This is a genomic window from Cryobacterium sp. TMT2-4, assembly GCF_004402575.1.
Classification (GTDB): domain Bacteria; phylum Actinomycetota; class Actinomycetes; order Actinomycetales; family Microbacteriaceae; genus Cryobacterium; species Cryobacterium sandaracinum.
Genome location: NZ_SOGE01000040.1, coordinates 20,164 through 39,397 on the forward strand (window position 1 = coordinate 20,164; position 19,234 = coordinate 39,397).

Below are 19,234 nucleotides of genomic sequence, written 5' to 3' on the forward strand. Positions count from 1 at the left end.
TGCCGGGGCGGGGCGGCTGTGTTCCCGCTCGGGGCACACGCGGCGACCCGGCGAACCGGCCCCGGGCACGCAAAACGGGAGCGGGCGCGGGGCCCGCTCCCGTGGAGAGTGCGTGATAGTGCTGGTGCCGGCTGACAGCTACGCGGCGACCCGGGGTGCCGACGTGTCGGCGGGCAGTGCTGCCTTGGCGCTCTCGACGATGGCCGCGAACGTGGCGGGCTCGTTGACGGCCAGCTCGGCCAGGATGCGACGGTCGACCTGAATGCCGGCCAGGGCGAGACCCTGGATCAGACGGTTGTAGGTCAGGCCGTTCGCGCGGGACGCAGCGTTGATCCGCTGGATCCACAGGCGACGGAAGTCACCCTTGCGTGCACGACGGTCACGGTAGCTATAGGTAAAGGAGTGAGTGAGCTGCTCCTTGGCCTTGGTGACCAGGCGCGAGCGCTGACCGCGGTAACCCTTGGCGCGCTCGAGAATAACGCGACGGCTCTTATGGGCGTTTACGGCCCTCTTGACTCTTGCCATTTTCTTAGTTCCTTACGGGGTACGGGTCTAGCGACCGAGAAGCTTCTTGATGACCTTGGTGTCGGCCTTGGCCAGCACCTGGTCGTGGTTCAGGCGGGACTTGCGCTGGGTGCTCTTGACCTCGAGGTTGTGGCGCAGGCCGGCCTGCTGCTTCATGATCTTGCCGGAACCGGTGACCTTGAAGCGTTTCTTCGTCCCGGAGTGGGTCTTCATCTTAGGCATCTTTTTCCTCCAGTTTCGCTGCCTTATCAGCAACTTTGTCAGCCTTGTCGGCAACCTTTTCTGCCCGATCGGCAGCCTTGTGTGCGTTGATCTCGGCCTTGGCTTCCGCTTTGTTCTTCAGCGGGCCAACGACCATGACCATGTTTCGACCGTCAATGGTCGGGCTCGATTCCACGGAACCGAACTCGGCGACATCCTCGGCAAATTTTTGGAGCAGACGTACGCCCTGGTCGGGACGGGACTGTTCGCGGCCACGGAACAGAATCATGGCCTTGACCTTGTCACCGGCCTTCAGGAAGCCCTCGGCGCGCTTGCGCTTGGTCTCGTAGTCGTGCTTATCAATCTTGAGACGGAAACGAACCTCTTTCAGGATCGTGTTCGCCTGGTTGCGCCGGGCCTCCTTGGCCTTCTGCGCAGCCTCGTACTTGAACTTGCCGTAGTCCATGATCTTGGCAACGGGCGGCTTCGAGGTCGGTGCAACCTCGACGAGGTCAAGATCGGCCTCCTGTGCAAGGCGCAGCGCAACATCGATGGCCACGACCCCAACCTGCTCGCCGTTAGGACCAACGAGACGGACTTCGGGGACGCGGATACGGTCATTTGTACGGGGATCGCTGATGCGTCTCTCCTCTTCTCATGCATCGTGGCTACAGCCAGGAGACGGATGTCGCCCGGAGACGAAGAGAGGAAAAACGCGTCTGGATTGTCGGAGAAAACTGCCCGAATACCACAGACGACACCCTGTCTACCCACGTGGAGCGGATTCCTGTTGGAGTCCAGCGCCGCGAAGGCGGAGTGCAACTACCCGGTAACCTAGATGAAGCGGTATGCGCGGGTGGGAGATTATCCACTTTCGTACCGAGACTTGCATCTCGGAGCCCAGTCGAGTCTAACAGAGGAATGCAGTGACCAACAGCAACGAGCAGGATGCAGCCCAGGCAACACGCGATATCGCCGACGTGCCGGCCGTGGAGATCATCACGACGGCATCCGTTCACCTGATGAGCGCCGCCGCGGTCAAGGTGGGCCTGGCCGACGACCCGGAGAACCAGACCGACCTCGACGAGGCGCGCAAGCTGATCACGGCCCTCGCCGGCCTGATCACCGCCGCGGCCCCCGACATCGCCGACATGCACGCGCGCAGCCTGCGCGACGGTCTGCGATCGCTGCAGCTGGCCTTCCGGGAGGCCTCGGCCATCCCCGACGCGATCGGCCAGGGTCCGGGTGAAAAGTTCACCGGGCCGGTCAACTAGGGACGAACAGCCGGCTCGGATGGGTCGCGGTGCGGCTCCCTGAAGTGACCTAGCACCGTGGAAAACCCCGTCGACTCCGGCGGGGGTTTCTGTGGTCGAATTGGTTCGGGCCAGATCCGCTACGGGGCCACGAGCTCAGGTCTGGCAGCGCGGGCACCAGTAGGTGACCCGCAATTCGAGCTCGGTGCGGCCGAGCCGGCCCTGCTCGACCGCGGTACCGCAGCGCCGGCAGGGCTGGCCGGCGCGGCCGTAGACCCAGCTCTGCATGCCGCGCCGGGCATTGCCGGTCGTGATCCGCTCCGTGCGGTCACGGTTCGCCAGGATCAGGCGGCGGGCGAGGGCGACGAGGCCCAGGACATCCGTCACCTCGGCCACCGGCCGGGACGGCAGCAGGCCGCGAAGAAAACCCAGCTCGTTCACGTAAACGTTGCCGAGCCCGGCGAGGTTGCCCTGGTCGGCGAGCGCCACCGCGATGGGTTGCGCGGGACGTGATTCGAGGCGACGCACGGCTTCGGCCGCATCCCAGTCGGGGCCGAGGAGGTCAGGTCCGAGGTAGTCGAGGAGCGCTGCCTCCTGATTGAGCGGCACCACCTCGAGCAGCCCGAGTTCGAAGCCCACAGCCACCCACTCCACCGTCTCGAGAACGATGCGCGCCTGGAACGCGGGGCGGCGCCAGGCGCTCCCATGACGGTAGAGGTGCCACGACCCCTCCATTTTCAGGTGAGAGTGGATGCTGGCCTCCCCTACGCGCATCAGCAGGTGCTTCCCGCGACTGAGAACCTCGTGCACGGTCTGCCCGGTCAGGTCGACGGTGGCGAACGCCGGCACCCGCACGTCGCAGCGGGTGAGCCGGGCTCCGTGCAGGGCCTGGTCGAGGTTCCACGCGGTGCGGTAGACGGTGTCACCCTCAGGCATGCAGCTTCACTCCCCGCGGGGTTACGCCGAATCCGGCCGCGAGCAGGGCGGCGCCCACCGCTGTTCCGATCACGAACACGCCGTTGACGGTCTCCACGCCGAGCTTCGGAACCCGCCCAGCGGTGACCGTGCCGGCAAGGGTCGCCGCGGCGAGGGTCAGGACCGCAGTCGGTCCGCCATTTTCGACGGCGGGTTCACGGTTCCCATCGGCACGGTTCCCGTCGGCACCGTTCCCGTCGGCACCATTCCCAGCCGCTTTGTTCCCGGCCGCTCCGTTTCCGGCCGCTCCGTCGAACGCGAGCACGGTCTTGCCGCCGCGTTCGACGTAGAGCACCAGGGCCCCATCGACGAGCACGACCAGCGCGCCGGCCTTCCGTCCGGGGCGGTGCCCGGTGCCCTCGGGCAGCGGAGGCCAGGGCAGCACCGAGCCGTAGGGGTTCGCCGGGTCGGTGGCGGCGAGGGTGATCGCCACCGGTTCCGGATGCTGTGCGTCGGCGACGTAGGAGCGCAGCCGGTCGATCGTGCCGACCGTGGCGAACTGGGCGGCCCCGAGACCCTCGATGAAGTAGCCGCGCCGGCACCGCCCCATCTCCTCGAAGCCGCTGAGGGTGCGGTAGACGAGGGCGAAGCCGCCCGTCACGCCCTCCCCCATCACCGCGCCCCGGGTGACGACGCCGTAGCGTTCGAGCAGGGTCTCGCCAAGGGCGTGCGCCCGACGGGTGGGCGAGTCATCGGCGACCGGAACGATCGACCAGCGCCCGGATACGGTCGGTGGCCCGGTGCGCGACGGGAGGGTGCCACGCGCGGGGATGCGGCCGCCGTGCAGCCGGGCTCGCGGGGCGGCCCGGCGGGTGCTGTGCGCCGCGCGCCCGCCGGAGAGCAGGGCGCGTACGGGGGCGAAGGTATCGTTGCCCACCAGTCCCGCCCAGACCAGGTCCCAGAGGGCGGCGGCGAGGCCGGCGTCGTCCTGGCTGCCGACGGCATCCGCGAGTTGACGGAAGAAGAAGGCCCCGCCGCCGGCCAGGGTGGTCAGAATCTCCTGCTGGAGCGCAGTGGTCTCCAGCGGGGTGGGCAGCGGCAGGGTGAGCGGCGCCGTGTCGCGCAGGTGCATGCTGATCCAGCCGTCGTTGCCGGCCAGCGTGCCGGCGCCGGCCCAGAGCACCTCGCCCGTGTTGGTGAGCTCGTCGAGCATGCCCGGCCGGTAGTCTGCGACGCGGGAGGGCAGCACAAGCGTCTCCCAGGCGGATGCCGGGATGCGCGCCCCCTCCAACTGTTCGATCACGGATGCGACCCCGTCGATCCCGCGCAGGCGCCCGCCCACATGCTGCCAGGCCGGCAGGAACCGGCCCATTGTGACCTGGTCGACCGGCTCGACCTCGTGCCGGAGCGCGGCCAGGGAGCGGCGGCGGAGGCGCCTCAGCACCTCGGCGTCGCACCACTCGCTGCCGGTGCCGTGCGGCCGGAACTCGCCCTCAAGGAGGCGGCGGGCCCCGGCCAGCCGCCGGAGGGCGACGAGCGCCACGGCCGGACCGAGCCCGAAGCGCGCGGCCACGTCGGTGAGAGTGAACGGGCCGTGGGTGCGGGCGTACCGGCTGACCAGGTCGCCGAGCGGGTCCGGCACCGGCTCGGTGAACACGGCCGGGACCCCCTGCGGCAGGGGGACGCCGAGGGCGTCGCGAAGCCGGGCGGCGTCTTCGATGGCCGCCCACCACTGCTGCCCGGCGAAACCGACCGGGATGATGCGCCGGGCGTCGAAAAGCACCTGCAGGCCCTCGGCGGCGCCCGGTGACACGGCGGGGTCGAGGCGGGCGGCCACCTCCGCCGTGGTGAGCGGTCCGAGGCCGCGGAGCAGGTCGGCGATGCCCTCGACTCCGCGCGCCTTCCGGTCGGCCGGCAGCCGCTGCAGTTCCAGGTCGGTCTGCTCGATCACGGCCGGGTCGAGCAGCTCGCGCAGCTCCACCCGACCGAGCAACTCGGCCAGCAGGCTGGAATCGAGCGAGAGGGCGGTGGCGCGCCGCTCGGCGAGCGGGGAATCTCCCTCGTACATGAACGCGGCCACGTAGCCGAAGAGGAGGGTGCTCGCGAACGGGCTCGCGGCATCCGTCTGGGTCTCGACCAGGCGCAGGGCGCGACTGTCGATGCGGCGGGTGAGGGCCAAGAGGGCGGGCAGGTCGTAGACGTCCTGCAGGCACTCGCGCACGGTTTCGAGGATGATCGGGAAGGTCGGGAAGGTGCGGGCCACGTCGAGCAGCTGCGCGGCCTTCTGGCGCTGCTGCCAGAGCGGTGACCGCCGGCCCGGGTTGTAGCGCGGGAGCAGCAGTGCCCGCGCGGCGCACTCGCGGAACCGGGCGGCGAACAGGGCCGACCCGCCGACTTCGTCGGTGACCATCTGTTCGAGCTCGGTCGGGTCGAAGACGAAGAGGGAGCTTCCGGGTGGGTCGGACTCGGTGTCGGGGATGCGCACGACGATGCCGTCGTCACTGGCCACGCAGGCCCCGTCGAGACCGTAGCGCTCCCGCACCCGGGCGCCCACGGCGAGGGCCCAGGGCGCGTGCACCTGCAGGCCGAACGGGGAGTGCAGCACCACCCGCCAGTCGCCGAGCTCGTCTCGGAACCGCTCGACGAGGAGGGTGCGGTCGGTCGGGACCTGACCGGTCGCGGCGCGCTGCTCGGCGAGAAAGGTCAGGAGGTTGTCAACGGCCCGCTCGTCGAGGCCGCCGGCCCGGCAGCGTACCCGGGCCTCCGCGTCGGGGAGCGCCGAGACCTCGCGCAGGAACGCGCCGATCGCCTCACCGAGCTCGGCCGGCCGGCCGAGGCCGTCGCCCTTCCAGAACGGCAGCCGCCCCGGTTCACCGAAGGCGGGCAGCACGAGCACCCGGTCGTGGGTGATCTCCTGGATACGCCAGCTCGTCGTGCCGAGGGCGAAGACGTCGCCGACCCGGGACTCGTAGACCATCTCCTCGTCGAGCTCCCCCACCCGGCGGCCGGTGGCCTGGTCGCCGCCGACCATGAAGACGCCGAATAGGCCGCGGTCGGGGATCGTGCCGCCGCTGGTCACCGCGAGCCGTTGCGCGCCCGGGCGCCCGGTGAGGATGCCCGTCTCCCGGTCCCAGACGATGCGGGGGCGCAGCTCGGCGAACTGGTCGGAGGGATACCGACCGGCAAGCAGGTCGAGGGTGGCCTCGTAGGCCGACCGCGGGAGGGCGTGGAAGGGGGCGCTGCGGCGCACGGTGTCGAACCACTCCTCCGCGTAAATGGGTTCGAGGGCGGTTGCCGCCACGGTCTGCTGGGCGAGGATGTCGAGTGGGTTGGACGGCACCTGCAGGGATTCGATCAGGCCGGCGGCCATGCGCTCGGCGGCGACGGCCGCGTGGATGAGATCGGCCCGGTGCTTGGGGAAGATCACGCCCCGGGAGACCTCGCCCACCTGGTGCCCGGCCCGGCCGATTCGCTGCAGCCCGCTGGCCACGGACGGCGGCGACTCCACCTGCACGACCAGGTCGACGGCGCCCATGTCGATGCCGAGTTCGAGGCTGGACGTCGCCACCACGCAGCGCAGCCGCCCGGCTTTCAGGTCGTCTTCGATCAGTGCGCGCTGCTCCTTGCTGACGGACCCGTGGTGGGCGCGGGCAAGCAGCGGCTCGGCCCCGGCGCTCTGGCCGCTGGCGCCCATGAGCGCAGCCGGCGGGCCGGGTGCCGCAGTGCCGACGGGCGCGAGGGCAGGCATCCGCTCGGTCATCACGGCCGGCATCGCGGCGGGCACGAGCTCGTCCTCGAGGCGTTGGGCATAGATCTCGTTGAAGCGCGCGGTCAGCCGTTCGGCCAGACGGCGGGAGTTGGCGAACACGATCGAGGAGGTGTGCGCCAGCACCTCGTCGACGATTGCCTCTTCCACATGCGGCCAGATGGACCCGGTCTGTGGGGCGGCGGCGGCCGTCGAACCCTCCCGCACCGGTGCCGGGCCGACCTGGCTCATGTCGTCGACGGGAACGACCACGCTGAGGTCGAATCGTTTGGTCGACACCGGTGCGACGATCTCCACCGGTGCGGACCCTCCGAGGAACCGGGCGACCTCGGCGGCCGGTCGCACGGTAGCCGACAGTCCGATGCGCTGGGCCGGGCGGGCGAGCAGGTCGTCGAGCCGTTCCAGTGAGACGGCCAGGTGCGCGCCGCGCTTGCTCGCCGCGACCGCGTGCACCTCGTCGATGATGACCGTGTCCACGGCGCGCAACGATTCCCGCGCCGCCGAGGTGAGCATGAGGAACAGCGATTCTGGCGTGGTGATCAGGATGTCCGGCGGCGTTTTGACCAAGCTTCGGCGTTCCGTGGCCGGAGTGTCCCCCGACCGCACGCCGACGGTCACCCGGGGCGGGGCGAACCCGAGACGCTCGGCAGCCTGGACGATGCCCACCAGCGGGGCCCGCAGATTGCGTTCCACGTCGACGCCGAGCGCCTTGAGCGGCGAGATGTAGAGCACGCGGGTTCCCGGCGCGGTGACCCGGTCAGGACGCGCCGAGGCTTCCGAGACATCTGCGGCCTCCGCAGTATCCGCGGCCAGGCGGTCGATGGCCCAGAGGAACGCGGCGAGAGTCTTACCTGACCCGGTGGGGGCCACCACCAGCGCGTGCGAGCCCCGAGAGATGGCGTCCCACGCCCCGAGCTGGGCCTCGGTGGGTGCGGCGAAGGCCTGCGCGAACCAGGCGCGGGTGGCCGGGGTGAATCGGTGCAGAACCTCGTTCATACGACTATCCTCGCCGATCCGCCTGAGCCGGGCCACTCGAACCAATTCGACGGAGATTCTGAGCTAAAACGGGCTTTCCCGGACATCCAGGACCGATTTGGCCACAATCTCCGTCGAATTCGTTCGTGGCGTGGGCGGGGGCGCGGGCGGAACGCGGAGCGCGGGGCCCGGAACCCGGAGCCCGGAACCGCCGACGATGGAAGAGGCCGCCTAGGCGGAGGGCAGCAGCTGCACGGTGAGGGAGTCCACCTGGGTGGCGATGACGTCGCTCGATGACCAGCGAGCCGCGAGCCGGGCGAGGGTCGCGTCGAGCTCGATGCGGGTCAGGCCGTCCACGAGCTCGAGACGCACAATTAGTTCCGGTCCGGCGAGGCGGGCGGCCGGGTCGCCGGGGGCCAGCTCAACCCCGAGCACACTCAGTTCGGTGGACACGGAGTCGGCAAAGGCATCCGCGACGTCGCGACTGGCATAGCTGGGGGTCCAGGGCAGGGACTGGGCGATGGCCCACAGGGCCGGGCGCCGCACCACGAACTCGGTGGGCGCGGTCGGATCGAGCACGACCAGATCGGTGTTCTCCTGAGCCGCGGCCAGCGCGACGCGCACGCCGTCGGCCGGGACCGGCCGGGCCTGCGTGTTCCACGCCGTCATCGCCGCGACCGAGGAGAACACGGGAAGCACCGTGCGGCCGTCGGGCCCGGCCACGGTGATGATCGACAGTTCCTGGGTCTTGTCGACGCGGAGGCCGGCCTCGGTGGTGCCCGATTGGCCGAGTTCGGTCACCAGGGGAACGAGCAGCCGTGAGCCACGGATGGCGTCGACCACCGTCTCTTCGCCGGCCTCCCGAGCCTGGAAGCGGCGCACGGCCGCCAGCAGCGGCTCGGGCGCGAGCCCGTCGTCGTCGCTGTGCATGTTGGGCTCAAACTGTCGTCCCTCCCACGGTTGCCCGGCGGAGTCGCCCCCTCCGGGTCCGCCGGGAAGGCCGGTGGAGCCGAGGTTACGCGCCCGCGACATCCAGCGCCTCGCTCAGGGTGAACGCCCCCGCGTAGAGGGCTTTTCCGACGATCGCGCCCTCGAGTCCGAGCGGTACAAGTTCGCGCAATGCGCGGAGGTCGTCGAGGCTGGAGATGCCGCCGGAGGCGACGACCGGTCGGTCAGTGCGCTCCATCATCTGGCGGAGCAGGTCGATGTTGGGGCCTTGCAGCGTGCCGTCCTTGGTCACATCGGTGACGACGTAGCGCGAGCAGCCAGCCTCCTCGAGACGGGCGAGCACCTCCCAGAGGTCCCCTCCCTCCCTGGTCCAGCCGCGGGCGGCGAGGGTGGTTCCGCGCACGTCGAGCCCGACGGCGACGGCGTCCCCGTGCCGGGCGATGACCTGCGCCGCCCACTCCGGGTTCTCCAGTGCCGCGGTGCCCAGGTTGATCCGGCTGACGCCCGCGTTCAGGGCCGCGTCCAGCGACGCGTCGTCGCGGATCCCGCCGGAGAGCTCGATCTTCACGCCCGTGACCTCGCGGATCACAGTGCGGATGACATCCGTGTTGTTGCCGCGACCGAAGGCCGCGTCGAGGTCGACGAGGTGGATCCACTCGGCGCCCTGGCGGGCCCAGTCAAGTGCCGCGTCGACGGGGTCGCCGTAGTTGGTCTCGGTGCCGGCTTCGCCCTGGGTCAAGCGAACGGCCTTGCCGTCGGCCACATCCACGGCGGGCAGCAGAACGAGACGGAGGGAAGGGGTATGCACAGTCATGGGTGTCCTCGGTTGGGAATGGTCGCGGCGACCAAGTCAGTCAGGGAAAAGTCAAGGTCAGTTCTTGACTGTGCCGAGCCAGTTATGGAGCAGACGGATGCCTGCCTCACCGGATTTCTCCGGGTGGAACTGGGTGGCGGTAAGCGGTCCGTTCTCGATGGCGGCCAGGAAAGGTTGTCCGTGCTCGGACCAGGTGAGAATCGGTTTCGGGAACGGCGGCATGACGTCGAGGGACCATTCCTGGGCGGCGTAGGAGTGCACGAAGTAGAAGCGCTCCTGCTCGAGGCCATGGAACAGCGTCGAGCCCTCCCCCGGCGTGACCGTGTCCCAGCCCATGTGCGGCAGCACCGGCGCCGTCAGCTGCGTCACGGTGCCGGGCCATTCGCCCAGCCCCTCCGTGTCCACGCCGCGTTCGACGCCGTGCTCGAACATGATCTGCATGCCCACGCAGATGCCCAGCACCGGGCGTCCGCCCGCGATCCGGCGGTCGATGATCTCGTCGCCGTGCACCGCCTTCAGAGCCTGCATGACGGCGCTGAACGCGCCCACGCCGGGCACGACGAGCCCGTCGGCCTCAAGCGCCTGACGGCGGTCGCCGGTCAGCGTCACCTCGGCCCCGGCGAGTTCGAGTGCCTTGACGGCGGAGTGCACGTTTCCGGTGCCGTAGTCGAAGACAACGACGCTGGTCACAGCGCACCCTTGGTCGAGGGGACGCCGGACACCAGCGGGTCGAGCGCCTTCGCCTGGCGGAACGCGCGGGCGAACGCCTTGAATTCGGCTTCGGCGATGTGGTGCGGGTCGCGGCCGCCCTGCACGGTGACGTGCACCGTGAGGCCGCCGTTGAAGGCGATAGCCTCAAACACGTGGCGCACCATGGAGCCGGTGAAGTGGCCGCCGATCAGGTGGAACTCGAAACCGGCCGGCTCGCCCTGGTGCACGAGGTAGGGGCGCCCGGAAATGTCGACGACGGCCTGTACGAGGGCCTCGTCGAGCGGCACGACGGCGTCACCGTAGCGGGAGATGCCGGATTTGTCCCCGAGAGCCTGCTTGATCGCCTGGCCGAGCAAGATGCCGACGTCCTCGACCGTGTGGTGCACATCGATCTCGATATCGCCGCGGGCGCGCACGGTGAGGTCGGTCAACGAGTGTTTCGCGAAGGCCGTGAGCAGGTGATCGAAGAACGGGACCGACGTCTGGATGTCCGACTCACCGGTGCCGTCGAGATTGAGCGACAGGTCGATGCTCGACTCGCTGGTCTCGCGCTGCAGGTGGGCGAAACGGGGCGAGGTGGTCGCGAAAGAGAAGCTCATACGACTAGTTTATTGGCCCGCGCCGTTCACGGCCGCCCAAGCGCCTCGAGGGCGTCGAGGAACGCCGTGGTCTCGGCCTCGGTGCCGGCGCTGACCCGCAGGTGGCCCGGGATGCCGACGTCGCGCACAAGGATGCCTTCCGCCAGCAGCGCCTCGAAGGTGGCCCGAGGGTCCTCAACGCCGCCGAACAGCACGAAGTTGCTCGCACTGCGCAGCGGAGTGTAGCCAAGCCGGGCCAGTTCGCTCACGATGCGGTCCCGCTGCCCGCGGATGTCGTCGACCATGGCAAGCATCGCGGGCGTGTGGACGAGCGCGGCGACCGCGGCAGCTTGGGTGAGCGCGGACAGGTGGTAGGGCAGACGAACCAGGCGGAGGGCATCCGTCACGGCGGGATCGGCGGCCAGATAGCCGACGCGCACACCGGCGAAGGCGAACGCCTTGCTCATGGTGCGGGACACCAGCAGGCGCTCCCGGCCGGGAAGCAGGCTCAGGGCGGTTGGCGCGTCATCCGTCCCGAACTCGGCGTACGCCTCGTCGACGACAACGATGCCGTCGCTCGCATCGTAGACGGCCGCGATCGTTTCCAGGGACAGGGGCGTGCCGGTGGGGTTGTTCGGCGAGCAGAGGAAGACGAGGTCAGGGGCAACCCGGTCGACCCACTCGAGCGCCGTGGCCGGGGAGAGTTCGAACTTTGCGTCACGACCGCCCGCGATCCAGCGGGTACCGGTGCCGGAGGCCAGCAGAGGGTACATGGAGTAGGTCGGCGCGAAGCCGAGCACGGACCGACCCGGGCCGCCGAAGGCCTGCAGCACCTGCTGAAGAACCTCGTTGGAACCGTTGGCGGCCCAGATGTTCTTTCGGGTGAGGCCGTGACCGAGATAACGGGCGAGGGAATCCCGCAGCTCGGTGAACTCCCGATCGGGGTATCGGTTCACGGTCGTGACCGCCACGGCCAACGCCGCCACGATGTCCTGCGCCACCTCAGCCGGGATGCCGTGGGTGTTCTCGTTCACGTTGAGAGCCACCGGCACGTGCAACTGCGGCGCCCCATAGGGAGTGAGTCCGCGCAGATTATCGCGAAGGGGCAGATCGTTGAGACTGGTCACTCCCCCAATATTACCGGGGTGAGACCGGCGGGGGCTCGCCGCGGGTAGTTCACAGGTCGTTCGGAAGCGCCAGCCGCTGACCGGGCTGCACGCTGTCGGACGGCAGCTGATTGAGGCTCACAATCTCGGCGATCACCTCGCGCGGATCGGACGTGGGCGCGATTGTCTCGGCAAGTTGCCAGAGCGACTGCCCCGACTTGATGGTGACGTAGTCGAAGGCCGAGGCCACGTGAGCGACGGTCGAGTTCTCGGCGGCGGCGATGCCTCCGTTGAGGGCGACGGCCAGGGCCACGGCCACGAGCGGAAAGGCAGCCAGGGACGTGAAAACGACGCGACCGCGCCGGGTGAGTCGGAGCCGGGTGCGTCCGGTCGCGATGGGGGCGCCTCGTTCAAGTGCAGTGCTCATGTGAAACCTCCTGTGAGAAGACGCATCCGACTCTCGGCCGGGAGAGCCGGATGCGAACTTATGTTCCGAATGTATATTCGATTATTCGAACAATCAAGCTTTATTCGGTAGTTTCTGAAATATTTGTTCCGACGCACTCGAATACATGTTTGTTTAATGAGCTCAACGCGGATACAGTTTCGATTGTTGATTGACACTCAATCAGGCACCCCCGACATTCGCGTGAATCGGCGGCATTCGCTGCTTGCTGCCAGCGCATCAATCAAAACGAGGAGCGACGAACGTGGCACAGAACACCAGCGGTCCCCGCGACAAGGGCGGCACCAGACGGCGCAAGAGCCTCAGCGAGAAGCAGCTCGCCATCCTCGACGTCATCCAGCGCTCGGTCAGCCAACGCGGCTATCCGCCGAGCATGCGCGAGATCGGCGACGCCGTCGGCCTGTCGTCACTGTCGAGCGTCACCCACCAGCTCAACCAGCTGGAACTGAGCGGTTACCTCCGCCGAGACCCGAACCGTCCCCGAGCACTGGAGGTGCTCATCGAGATTCCGCAGTCGCCCGAAGACACGACGGCCGGAGCCTCGGAAAGTTTCCACACCGGAGTGCAGGTCGGCGACGCCGCCATGGTTCCGCTCGTCGGTCGCATCGCCGCCGGCATCCCGATCACCGCCGAACAGCAGATCGACGAGATTTTCCCGCTACCCCGCCAGCTGGTGGGCAAGGGCGACCTGTTCATGCTCAAGGTGTCGGGCGAATCGATGATCGACGCCGCCATAATGGACGGCGACTGGGTCGTCGTGCGGCAGCAGAAGACCGCCGAAAACGGTGAAATCGTTGCAGCCATGCTCGACAACGAGGCAACCGTCAAGGTCTTCCGCCAGCGCGACGGGCACACCTGGCTGCTGCCCCGCAACACCAACTTCGAACCCATCGTCGGCGATCACGCCGAGATTCTGGGGAAGGTTGTGGCAGTGCTGCGGTCGGTTTAGGGCATCAGCAGTCAAGCACATCAGCATTTCAGGCGGACTCTTGGTCTCGACGGTTTCGACCAGCGTCGTGGAGACGCGCGAGTGTTGAGTCACCATGGTTATTTCGGTCGGGTCTTGTGAGCCGGGTCTTGTGGGCCGGGCACGAACACTGTTCTTGGTGTCGTGCCCGGCTTTTGTGTGGGTGGAGGCGGGGTCAGGCGGAGACGGAGGAGGTCAGGCGGGCGCGGAGGATGCGGGTGGCGGCGAGCATGTTGTGCAGGGACTGGACGGTTTCGGTGTAGCCGCGGGTTTTGAGGCCGCAGTCGGGGTTCACCCAGAGCCGGGTGGCCGGGATGGCCGCCGCGGCGCGCTCGAGCAGGTCGGTGAGTTCGGACACGCTCGGCACACGCGGCGAGTGGATGTCCCACACTCCCGGGCCGATACCGTGGTCGAAGCCCTGGGACCGGATATCGCCCACCACCTCCATGCGAGAGCGTGCCGCCTCGATGCTGGTCACATCGGCGTCCAGGTTGCGGATCGCGTCGATGACCACCCCGAACTCCGAGTAGCAGAGGTGGGTGTGGATCTGGGTGGCCGCGGCCGCACCGGCCGTCGCCAGGCGGAAGGACCCCACCGACCAGTCGAGGTATTCCGCCTGGTCCTTCTGCTTCAACGGCAGCAGCTCCCGCAGCGCGGGCTCGTCGACCTGGACGATCTGAATGCCGGCCGACTCCAGGTCGGCGATCTCGTCCCGGAGGGCCAGGGCCACCTGCCTGGCCGTCTCGCCCAGCGGCTGGTCGTCGCGCACGAACGACCACGCGAGGATCGTGACCGGACCGGTGAGCATCCCCTTGACGGGCTTGGGCGTCAGCCCCTGCGTGAACGCCGACCACTCGACCGTGATGGGCCGCGGCCGGGACACGTCACCCCAGAGGATCGACGGGCGCACGCACCGGCTGCCATAGGACTGCACCCAGCCGTTCTCGGTGACCGCGAAGCCGTCCAGGTTCTCGGCGAAGTACTGCACCATGTCGTTGCGTTCCGGCTCCCCGTGCACGATCACGTCGAGGCCGATGTCTTCCTGCAGCGAGACGACCCGACGGATTTCGGCGCGCATCAGGTCCCGGTAGTCCGCGGTGCTCAGCACCCCCCGTACCAGCTGCGCCCTGGCCCGACGGATGTCCCCGGTCTGCGGGAAGGATCCGATCGTGGTCGTCGGCAGGAACGGCAGCCCGAGGGCCATCTCCTGGGCTGCCACTCGGGCTGCGTAGGCGCCCCGGGTGAAGTCGCCCGGAGCGAGCGCGTCGGCGCGCACCCGAACGGCGCCATCGTGGACTCCGGGAGCCACCCCCCGCGCGTCGAGGGCCGCGGAGGCCGCAGAGAGGTCGATCTCGATGGCACGGCGACCCAGACTGAGGCCGCGGGCGAGTGTGGCAACCTGCGCGACCTTCTGATCCGCAAAGGCCAGCCAGGTCTTCAGGTCGTCGTCCAGCGCCGATTCGTCGTCGACGTCGTGGGGAACGTGCAGCAGCGAGGTAGAGGTGGAAACCGAGATCCGCGGCGAGAGGCGGACCAGGCCGGCCGCCGTGTCGAAAGCGGCGGCCAGGTCGCCGCGCCAGATATTGTGGCCGTCAATGACGCCGGCCACGAGAGTGGTCGTGTTTAGTCCGGGGGTCTCCGCCGGCACGCTTCCCCGCACGAGGTCAAGCCCGATGGCTTCCACCGGGGTGATGGCAAGAACGGGTAGGGCGTCGTCGAGGCTGCCGTACGGCGCGGCGACAAACAGGGCGGGACGCTCGGCGAGGGCGCCGAGGGTGTTGTAGGCGAAGCGGAGGCCGGCGAGGGCATCCGTTCTCGGGATGTCGATGCTCTCGCTGACCAGGGCAGGCTCGTCGAGCTGCACCCATTCGGCTCCAGCGGCGCGCAGCCGCTGCAGGAGGGCGGCGTAGACCGGCACAAGGTCGTCGAGGCGGTCAAGCGGACTGAATCCGGCCGGGGCCTCGTCGCTGGGCTTGCTCAGCAGCAGGAAGGTGACCGGGCCGACGATGACGGGCCGGGTCAGGAATCCGGCCGCCTTCGCCTCCTCGAACTCGCGCACCAGGCGGGTGCCGGCGAGGGTGAACTCGGTCTCGGGGCCGATCTCCGGCACCAGGTAGTGGTAGTTGGTGTCGAACCATTTGGTCATCTCCAGCGGCGGATTCTCCCCTTCGCCGCGGGCGAGGGTGAAGTAGCCGGCCAGGTCGAGGTGGCCGTCCGCGCCCCGCAGATGCGCGAACCGGGCGGGGACGGCGCCCACCGTGCTCAGGGCATCCAACATCTGGTCGTAGTAGGAGAAGGATTCCGGGATGGACGAGTCGTCCCGGCCGAGTCCCAGCTGCACGAGGCGCTTCCTGGTGCTCTGGCGCAGGGCGGCCGCGGTCGCTTCGAGCTCGTCGGCGCTGACCGATCCGGCCCAGAACGCTTCGACGGCCTTCTTCAGTTGGCGGCGCGGCCCGATGCGCGGGTAGCCCAGGATGGTGCCGGCGGGAAAGGCGGGAAAGGCGGAAGTGTGGGTCATGAGTTCTCCTTGACGGGGTGAGGGGCAGGCAGTGCGGAAGCAGGCAGGGTGGGGGTGAGCAGACCGCAGCCGTCGAGCACGGCGAGCACGGTCTCGTGCTGGTTGAAGGCGTAGAGGTGCAGCCCGGGGGCACCGCCGGCGATGAGTTGCCGGGCCAGTTCGGTGGCCTGACGGATGCCGATCTCACGCTGGCCTTCCTTCGTCGGCTCCACCTCGAGCGCGATCGCCAGCTCGGACGGCAGTTCCTCGCCGGACAACTCGAGGATGCGGCGCAGGCGGGCCGGGCTCGTGACCGGCATGATCCCGGGCAGGATCGGGAATTCGACCCCGGCGGCACGGGCTCGCAGGATGAAGCTGAGGTAGTGGTCGGCGTGAAAGAAGAGTTGCGTGATCGCCAGGTTGGCGCCGGCGGCCTGCTTGGCCAGGAGCGCGTCGATGTCCTGGGTGGCCGACCGGGAGCGCGGGTGGCCGTTCGGGAAGGCGGCCACGGCGATGCGTACCTTCTCCCGTTCCCGCTTGATCGTGCGGGCGGCAGGGAGTCCCGGGATCACGGCCTCGCGGTACGGCACCCGCTCGGCCTGCACCCGGTGGATCAGCTGCACCAGTTCCGCGGCGCTGCCCAGGTCGCCGAGGAAGGCCTCACCCTCCCGAATGCCTTCCGGCGGGTCGCCACGCAGGGCCAGGAAGCTCCGCACCCCGGCGTCCAGAAACTCCCGGATCAGCTGGCTCGATTCCGCGTTGGACGAGCCCACGCAGGTGAGGTGGGCCAGCGGGTCCACGGTGGTGGTGCGCAGGATGTGGGTGAGCACGTCCAGGGAGGAGCGCCGGGAGGAGCCGTTCGCACCGTAGGTGACCGAAATGAATTCCGGGCCGGCCGCGGCCAGCCGCTCGATAGTGGCGTGCAGCACGGAGGTGGCAGCATCCGATGTGGGCGGATACAACTCGAATGAGAACGGGATTTTCCGGCATGCAGGATCCGAGGTGTGGGGCATTGCTCCTCATTCGACAGTTGCCAGTGTCAGTCACCGGGGGCCGGGCGACCGCGGACCGCCCGGCAAGCCAGGCGGGCGTTCGCGGGCGGGTGCCGGGCTCGGCTGTCGCTCCATGCCGCCGGTCAGGAGACCGGCGGCAACGATTGAGAAGACTCTAACAAGCACGCCCGGTGCCCGGCAGGTCTGTGACCGAATATGTCATCAGCTGGCGCCGGAGCGGCTCAGACAGGCCGGAGGAGTGCGGACATCGGCAGGCGAAGGCCTGCCGAGGTACGCGGAGCGAAGCCGGCGGGTCAGCCGGTGACGGCCGGCGGCACGGCGAACGGCTCGAACAGCGCCCGAATCTCATCAGTCACCAGAGCCGTAACCCGGGTGCCGGTCTCGGCGTACTCGGTGGACAGCACCGTGCCCTGATCGTGCAGCACCGCGATCAGGTCGCCCCGCTCGTAGGGGATGAGCAACTCGAGCCTGATCGACGGCCGCGGCAGCAGGTCCGAGATGGTCGCGAGCAGTTCCTCGATGCCCTCGCCGGTGCGGGCCGAGACGAAAATGCCCTTCGGCCAGAGTCCGCGCAGCACGAGCCCGTCATCATCGCTGATCAGGTCGCTCTTGTTGAAGACGACGACCTCCGGGATCTCCCGGGCGCCGACCTCGGCGATGACCTCGCGCACTGTGGCAAGCTGGCTCGCCGGGTCAGGATGCGAGCCGTCGACGACGTGCACGATGACGTTGGCGTCGGCGACCTCCTCGAGGGTGGACCGGAACGCCTCCACCAGCTGATGGGGCAGGTTCCGCACGAACCCGACGGTGTCCGTCAGCGTGTAGAGCAGCCCGTCGGCCGTCGTCGACTTGCGCACCGTGGCGTCCAGGGTGGCGAACAGGGAGTTATCGACGAGCACGCCGGCCCGGGTGATGCGGTTGAGCAGGCTCGACTTGCCGGCGTTGGTGTAACCGACGATGGCGACGGATGGCACGGCGTTGCGCTTGCGGTTGGCCCGCTTGGCCTCGCGAGCGGGTTTCATCTCGAGGATCTGCTTGCGGAGGCGGGACATCCGGGTGTGGATGCGCCGGCGGTCCAGCTCGATCTTGGTCTCGCCGGGGCCGCGCGAACCCATGCCCGCACCGGCGCCGCCCACCTGGCCTCCGGCCTGGCGGGACATCGAGTCCCCCCAGCCGCGCAGGCGGGGAAGCAGGTATTCGAGCTGGGCGAGTTCGACCTGGGCCTTCCCCTCGCGGCTCTTGGCGTGCTGACTGAAGATGTCGAGGATCACGGCGGTGCGGTCGATGACCTTCACCTTGACGACGTCCTCGAGGGCGCGCCGCTGGCTGGGCGCCAGCTCGGTGTCGGCGATGACGGTGTCGGCGCTCATCGCCTTGACGATGCCGGCCACCTCTTCGGCCTTGCCCTTGCCGAGGTAGGTGCTGGCGTCGGGCTTCGCCCGGCGCTGCATGAGGCCGTCGAGAACGGTGGCGCCGGCGGTCTCGGCCAGCGCGGCGAGTTCGCGCATGGAGTTCTCGGCGTCCGCGACGGTCCCGTGCGTGTACAGGCCGATCAGAACGACGTTCTCCAGCCGGAGCTGGCGGTACTCGACCTCGGTGACGTCCTCGAGTTCGGTGGAGAGGCTGGGCACGCGGCGCAGCGCGTTGCGGTCCTCGCGGTCCTGCTGCACGCCGTCGTGACCCTCGTCGTCGTGCGACGGGCCGGATTCGGCCTGCAGAGCCTGCGCGGAGCCGCTGCGGAAAAGCGAATAGCCGGCAGCCTTGCTATCAGCGCTGGCGAGAACGCGGGCGACCACGTCGTCGGTGTCGTCGGGCAGATGTGACTCAGTCATTCCTTTAACAATACTTCCTCGATGCACGGTAAGTTCCCTCTATGCCTTCCGACCACTACTTCACCCCGGCACCCGACAGCACCCTGAAACTCCGCCAGGTGACCGTTCGATTGGGAGGCCAAGAGCGCGAGCTGACCACAGCCAATTCGGTCTTCAGCCCGGAGCACATCGACACCGGCACCCAGGTGCTTTTGAACAGCGCGCCGACCCCGCCGCCCGGCGGCGATTTCCTCGACCTGGGTTGCGGCTGGGGTCCGATCAGCCTGCACTTGGCCCTCGCCTCACCCCGCGCCACGATCTGGGCCGTCGACGTCAACGAGCGGGCGCTCGACCTGGTGCGGCTGAACGCGGAGGAGCTCGGCCTCACCAACATCACCGCGGTGCTGCCCGATCAGATGCCCGCCCACGTGGCGTTCCGCACCATCTGGTCGAATCCCCCGATCCGGGTCGGCAAAACCGAACTGCACACCATGCTGCGGACCTGGCTGCCGCGCCTGGAGCCGGGTTCGGATGCCTGGCTCGTCGTGCAGCGCAACCTCGGCTCCGACTCCCTGCAGCGCTGGCTCGACGGCGACCTGCCCGCCGAATTCAGCACCTCACGGCACTCCATCAGCAAGGGCTTCCGGGTCCTGCGGGTGAAACGCCAGGACTAGACCGCGTCGCGGCC

At 68.8% G+C, this 19,234-nt stretch carries 17 protein-coding genes; 3 read left to right on the plus strand and 14 right to left on the minus strand.

The window, feature by feature from the left end; genetic code table 11:
* Nucleotides 1–138: 138 nt before the first annotated feature.
* From rplT to infC, 3 genes are read right to left on the minus strand one after another with little or no spacing between them, the layout of a single operon-like run.
* Entirely contained in the window at nucleotides 139–525 is a 387-nt protein-coding gene (gene rplT, locus E3O54_RS14475) for a 50S ribosomal protein L20 (RefSeq protein WP_104101231.1), read from the minus strand.
* A gap of 27 nt (nucleotides 526–552) precedes the next feature.
* Nucleotides 553–747, minus strand: coding sequence for a 50S ribosomal protein L35 (rpmI, locus tag E3O54_RS14480; protein ID WP_104101228.1), 195 nt, complete (start codon nucleotides 745–747; stop codon nucleotides 553–555).
* The gene (gene infC / locus E3O54_RS14485; RefSeq protein WP_104101226.1) at nucleotides 740–1,366 is read right to left on the minus strand and encodes a translation initiation factor IF-3; all 627 of its coding nucleotides are present in this window, start codon (nucleotides 1,364–1,366) and stop codon (nucleotides 740–742) included. Before infC ends, rpmI begins: the two co-directional genes overlap by 8 nt.
* A 286-nt stretch (nucleotides 1,367–1,652) precedes the next feature.
* On the opposite strand from infC, the gene E3O54_RS14490 reads away from it, so the two are divergent.
* On the plus strand, nucleotides 1,653–2,000 hold the full coding sequence (locus E3O54_RS14490; RefSeq protein WP_104101224.1) for a DUF1844 domain-containing protein: 348 nt from the start codon (nucleotides 1,653–1,655) through the stop codon (nucleotides 1,998–2,000).
* Nucleotides 2,001–2,135: 135 nt separating this feature from the next.
* Here the strand turns inward: E3O54_RS14490 and E3O54_RS14495 are convergent, their stop codons facing one another.
* The 8 genes from E3O54_RS14495 to E3O54_RS14530 form a co-directional block, all read right to left on the minus strand.
* Nucleotides 2,136–2,915, minus strand: a complete 780-nt coding sequence (locus E3O54_RS14495) for a DNA-formamidopyrimidine glycosylase family protein (protein WP_104101222.1) — start codon at nucleotides 2,913–2,915, stop codon at nucleotides 2,136–2,138.
* Entirely contained in the window at nucleotides 2,908–7,656 is a 4,749-nt protein-coding gene (locus tag E3O54_RS14500) for an ATP-dependent helicase (protein WP_134401897.1), read from the minus strand. The genes E3O54_RS14495 and E3O54_RS14500 overlap by 8 nt, the downstream gene beginning before the upstream one ends.
* Before the next feature lie 210 nt (nucleotides 7,657–7,866).
* Nucleotides 7,867–8,667 (minus strand): SseB family protein, encoded by an 801-nt coding sequence (locus E3O54_RS14505; RefSeq protein ID WP_104101218.1) that lies wholly within the window; start codon nucleotides 8,665–8,667, stop codon nucleotides 7,867–7,869.
* Nucleotides 8,651–9,397 (minus strand): bifunctional 1-(5-phosphoribosyl)-5-((5-phosphoribosylamino)methylideneamino)imidazole-4-carboxamide isomerase/phosphoribosylanthranilate isomerase PriA, encoded by a 747-nt coding sequence (gene priA, locus E3O54_RS14510; RefSeq protein ID WP_134342198.1) that lies wholly within the window; start codon nucleotides 9,395–9,397, stop codon nucleotides 8,651–8,653. The genes E3O54_RS14505 and priA overlap by 17 nt, the downstream gene beginning before the upstream one ends.
* 57 nt (nucleotides 9,398–9,454) lie before the next feature.
* On the minus strand, nucleotides 9,455–10,087 hold the full coding sequence (hisH, locus tag E3O54_RS14515; protein WP_104101211.1) for an imidazole glycerol phosphate synthase subunit HisH: 633 nt from the start codon (nucleotides 10,085–10,087) through the stop codon (nucleotides 9,455–9,457).
* Nucleotides 10,084–10,707 (minus strand): imidazoleglycerol-phosphate dehydratase HisB, encoded by a 624-nt coding sequence (gene hisB, locus E3O54_RS14520; RefSeq protein WP_104101207.1) that lies wholly within the window; start codon nucleotides 10,705–10,707, stop codon nucleotides 10,084–10,086. Before hisB ends, hisH begins: the two co-directional genes overlap by 4 nt.
* A 26-nt stretch (nucleotides 10,708–10,733) precedes the next feature.
* Nucleotides 10,734–11,813: a histidinol-phosphate transaminase gene (locus tag E3O54_RS14525; protein WP_104101204.1), complete on the minus strand. Its 1,080-nt coding sequence runs from the start codon at nucleotides 11,811–11,813 to the stop codon at nucleotides 10,734–10,736.
* A gap of 49 nt (nucleotides 11,814–11,862) precedes the next feature.
* The gene (locus E3O54_RS14530) at nucleotides 11,863–12,219 is read right to left on the minus strand and encodes a LysM peptidoglycan-binding domain-containing protein (RefSeq protein WP_104101202.1); all 357 of its coding nucleotides are present in this window, start codon (nucleotides 12,217–12,219) and stop codon (nucleotides 11,863–11,865) included.
* Nucleotides 12,220–12,502: 283 nt separating this feature from the next.
* Here E3O54_RS14530 and lexA point away from each other — a divergent pair, with 283 nt between their 5' ends.
* Entirely contained in the window at nucleotides 12,503–13,207 is a 705-nt protein-coding gene (gene lexA, locus E3O54_RS14535) for a transcriptional repressor LexA (RefSeq protein ID WP_104101199.1), read from the plus strand.
* 193 nt (nucleotides 13,208–13,400) lie between these two features.
* Here lexA and metE read toward each other — a convergent pair whose 3' ends face one another.
* The 3 genes from metE to hflX all read right to left on the minus strand — a co-directional run bounded on the left by metE (nucleotide 13,401) and on the right by hflX (nucleotide 18,567).
* A complete protein-coding gene (gene metE, locus E3O54_RS14540) occupies nucleotides 13,401–15,743 on the minus strand; it encodes a 5-methyltetrahydropteroyltriglutamate--homocysteine S-methyltransferase (protein WP_134401898.1) in 2,343 nt (780 codons plus the stop codon).
* Entirely contained in the window at nucleotides 15,740–16,735 is a 996-nt protein-coding gene (locus E3O54_RS14545) for a methylenetetrahydrofolate reductase (protein ID WP_104101195.1), read from the minus strand. Before E3O54_RS14545 ends, metE begins: the two co-directional genes overlap by 4 nt.
* Nucleotides 16,736–17,028: 293 nt before the next feature.
* Nucleotides 17,029–18,567 carry a GTPase HflX gene (gene hflX / locus E3O54_RS14550; protein ID WP_134401899.1) on the minus strand — a complete coding sequence of 513 codons (1,539 nt, stop codon included), beginning with the start codon at nucleotides 18,565–18,567 and terminating at the stop codon, nucleotides 17,029–17,031.
* A gap of 41 nt (nucleotides 18,568–18,608) precedes the next feature.
* On the opposite strand from hflX, the gene E3O54_RS14555 reads away from it, so the two are divergent.
* A complete protein-coding gene (locus tag E3O54_RS14555; RefSeq protein WP_134401900.1) occupies nucleotides 18,609–19,220 on the plus strand; it encodes a class I SAM-dependent methyltransferase in 612 nt (203 codons plus the stop codon).
* Nucleotides 19,221–19,234 lie beyond the last annotated feature (14 nt).

What these genes read in the sequence shown, in the direction of transcription:
- metE (WP_134401898.1), bottom strand. Translation starts at nt 15,743, where the DNA reads ATGACCCACACTTCCGCCTTTCCCGCCTTTCCCGCCGGCACCATCCTG.
- E3O54_RS14555 (WP_134401900.1), top strand. Translation starts at nt 18,609, where the DNA reads ATGCCTTCCGACCACTACTTCACCCCGGCACCCGACAGCACCCTGAAA.
- hflX (WP_134401899.1), bottom strand. Translation starts at nt 18,567, where the DNA reads ATGACTGAGTCACATCTGCCCGACGACACCGACGACGTGGTCGCCCGC.
- E3O54_RS14530 (WP_104101202.1), bottom strand. Translation starts at nt 12,219, where the DNA reads ATGAGCACTGCACTTGAACGAGGCGCCCCCATCGCGACCGGACGCACC.
- priA (WP_134342198.1), bottom strand. Translation starts at nt 9,397, where the DNA reads ATGACTGTGCATACCCCTTCCCTCCGTCTCGTTCTGCTGCCCGCCGTG.
- E3O54_RS14505 (WP_104101218.1), bottom strand. Translation starts at nt 8,667, where the DNA reads ATGTCGCGGGCGCGTAACCTCGGCTCCACCGGCCTTCCCGGCGGACCC.
- hisB (WP_104101207.1), bottom strand. Translation starts at nt 10,707, where the DNA reads ATGAGCTTCTCTTTCGCGACCACCTCGCCCCGTTTCGCCCACCTGCAG.
- E3O54_RS14495 (WP_104101222.1), bottom strand. Translation starts at nt 2,915, where the DNA reads ATGCCTGAGGGTGACACCGTCTACCGCACCGCGTGGAACCTCGACCAG.
- E3O54_RS14545 (WP_104101195.1), bottom strand. Translation starts at nt 16,735, where the DNA reads ATGCCCCACACCTCGGATCCTGCATGCCGGAAAATCCCGTTCTCATTC.
- E3O54_RS14500 (WP_134401897.1), bottom strand. Translation starts at nt 7,656, where the DNA reads ATGAACGAGGTTCTGCACCGATTCACCCCGGCCACCCGCGCCTGGTTC.
- rpmI (WP_104101228.1), bottom strand. Translation starts at nt 747, where the DNA reads ATGCCTAAGATGAAGACCCACTCCGGGACGAAGAAACGCTTCAAGGTC.
- rplT (WP_104101231.1), bottom strand. Translation starts at nt 525, where the DNA reads ATGGCAAGAGTCAAGAGGGCCGTAAACGCCCATAAGAGCCGTCGCGTT.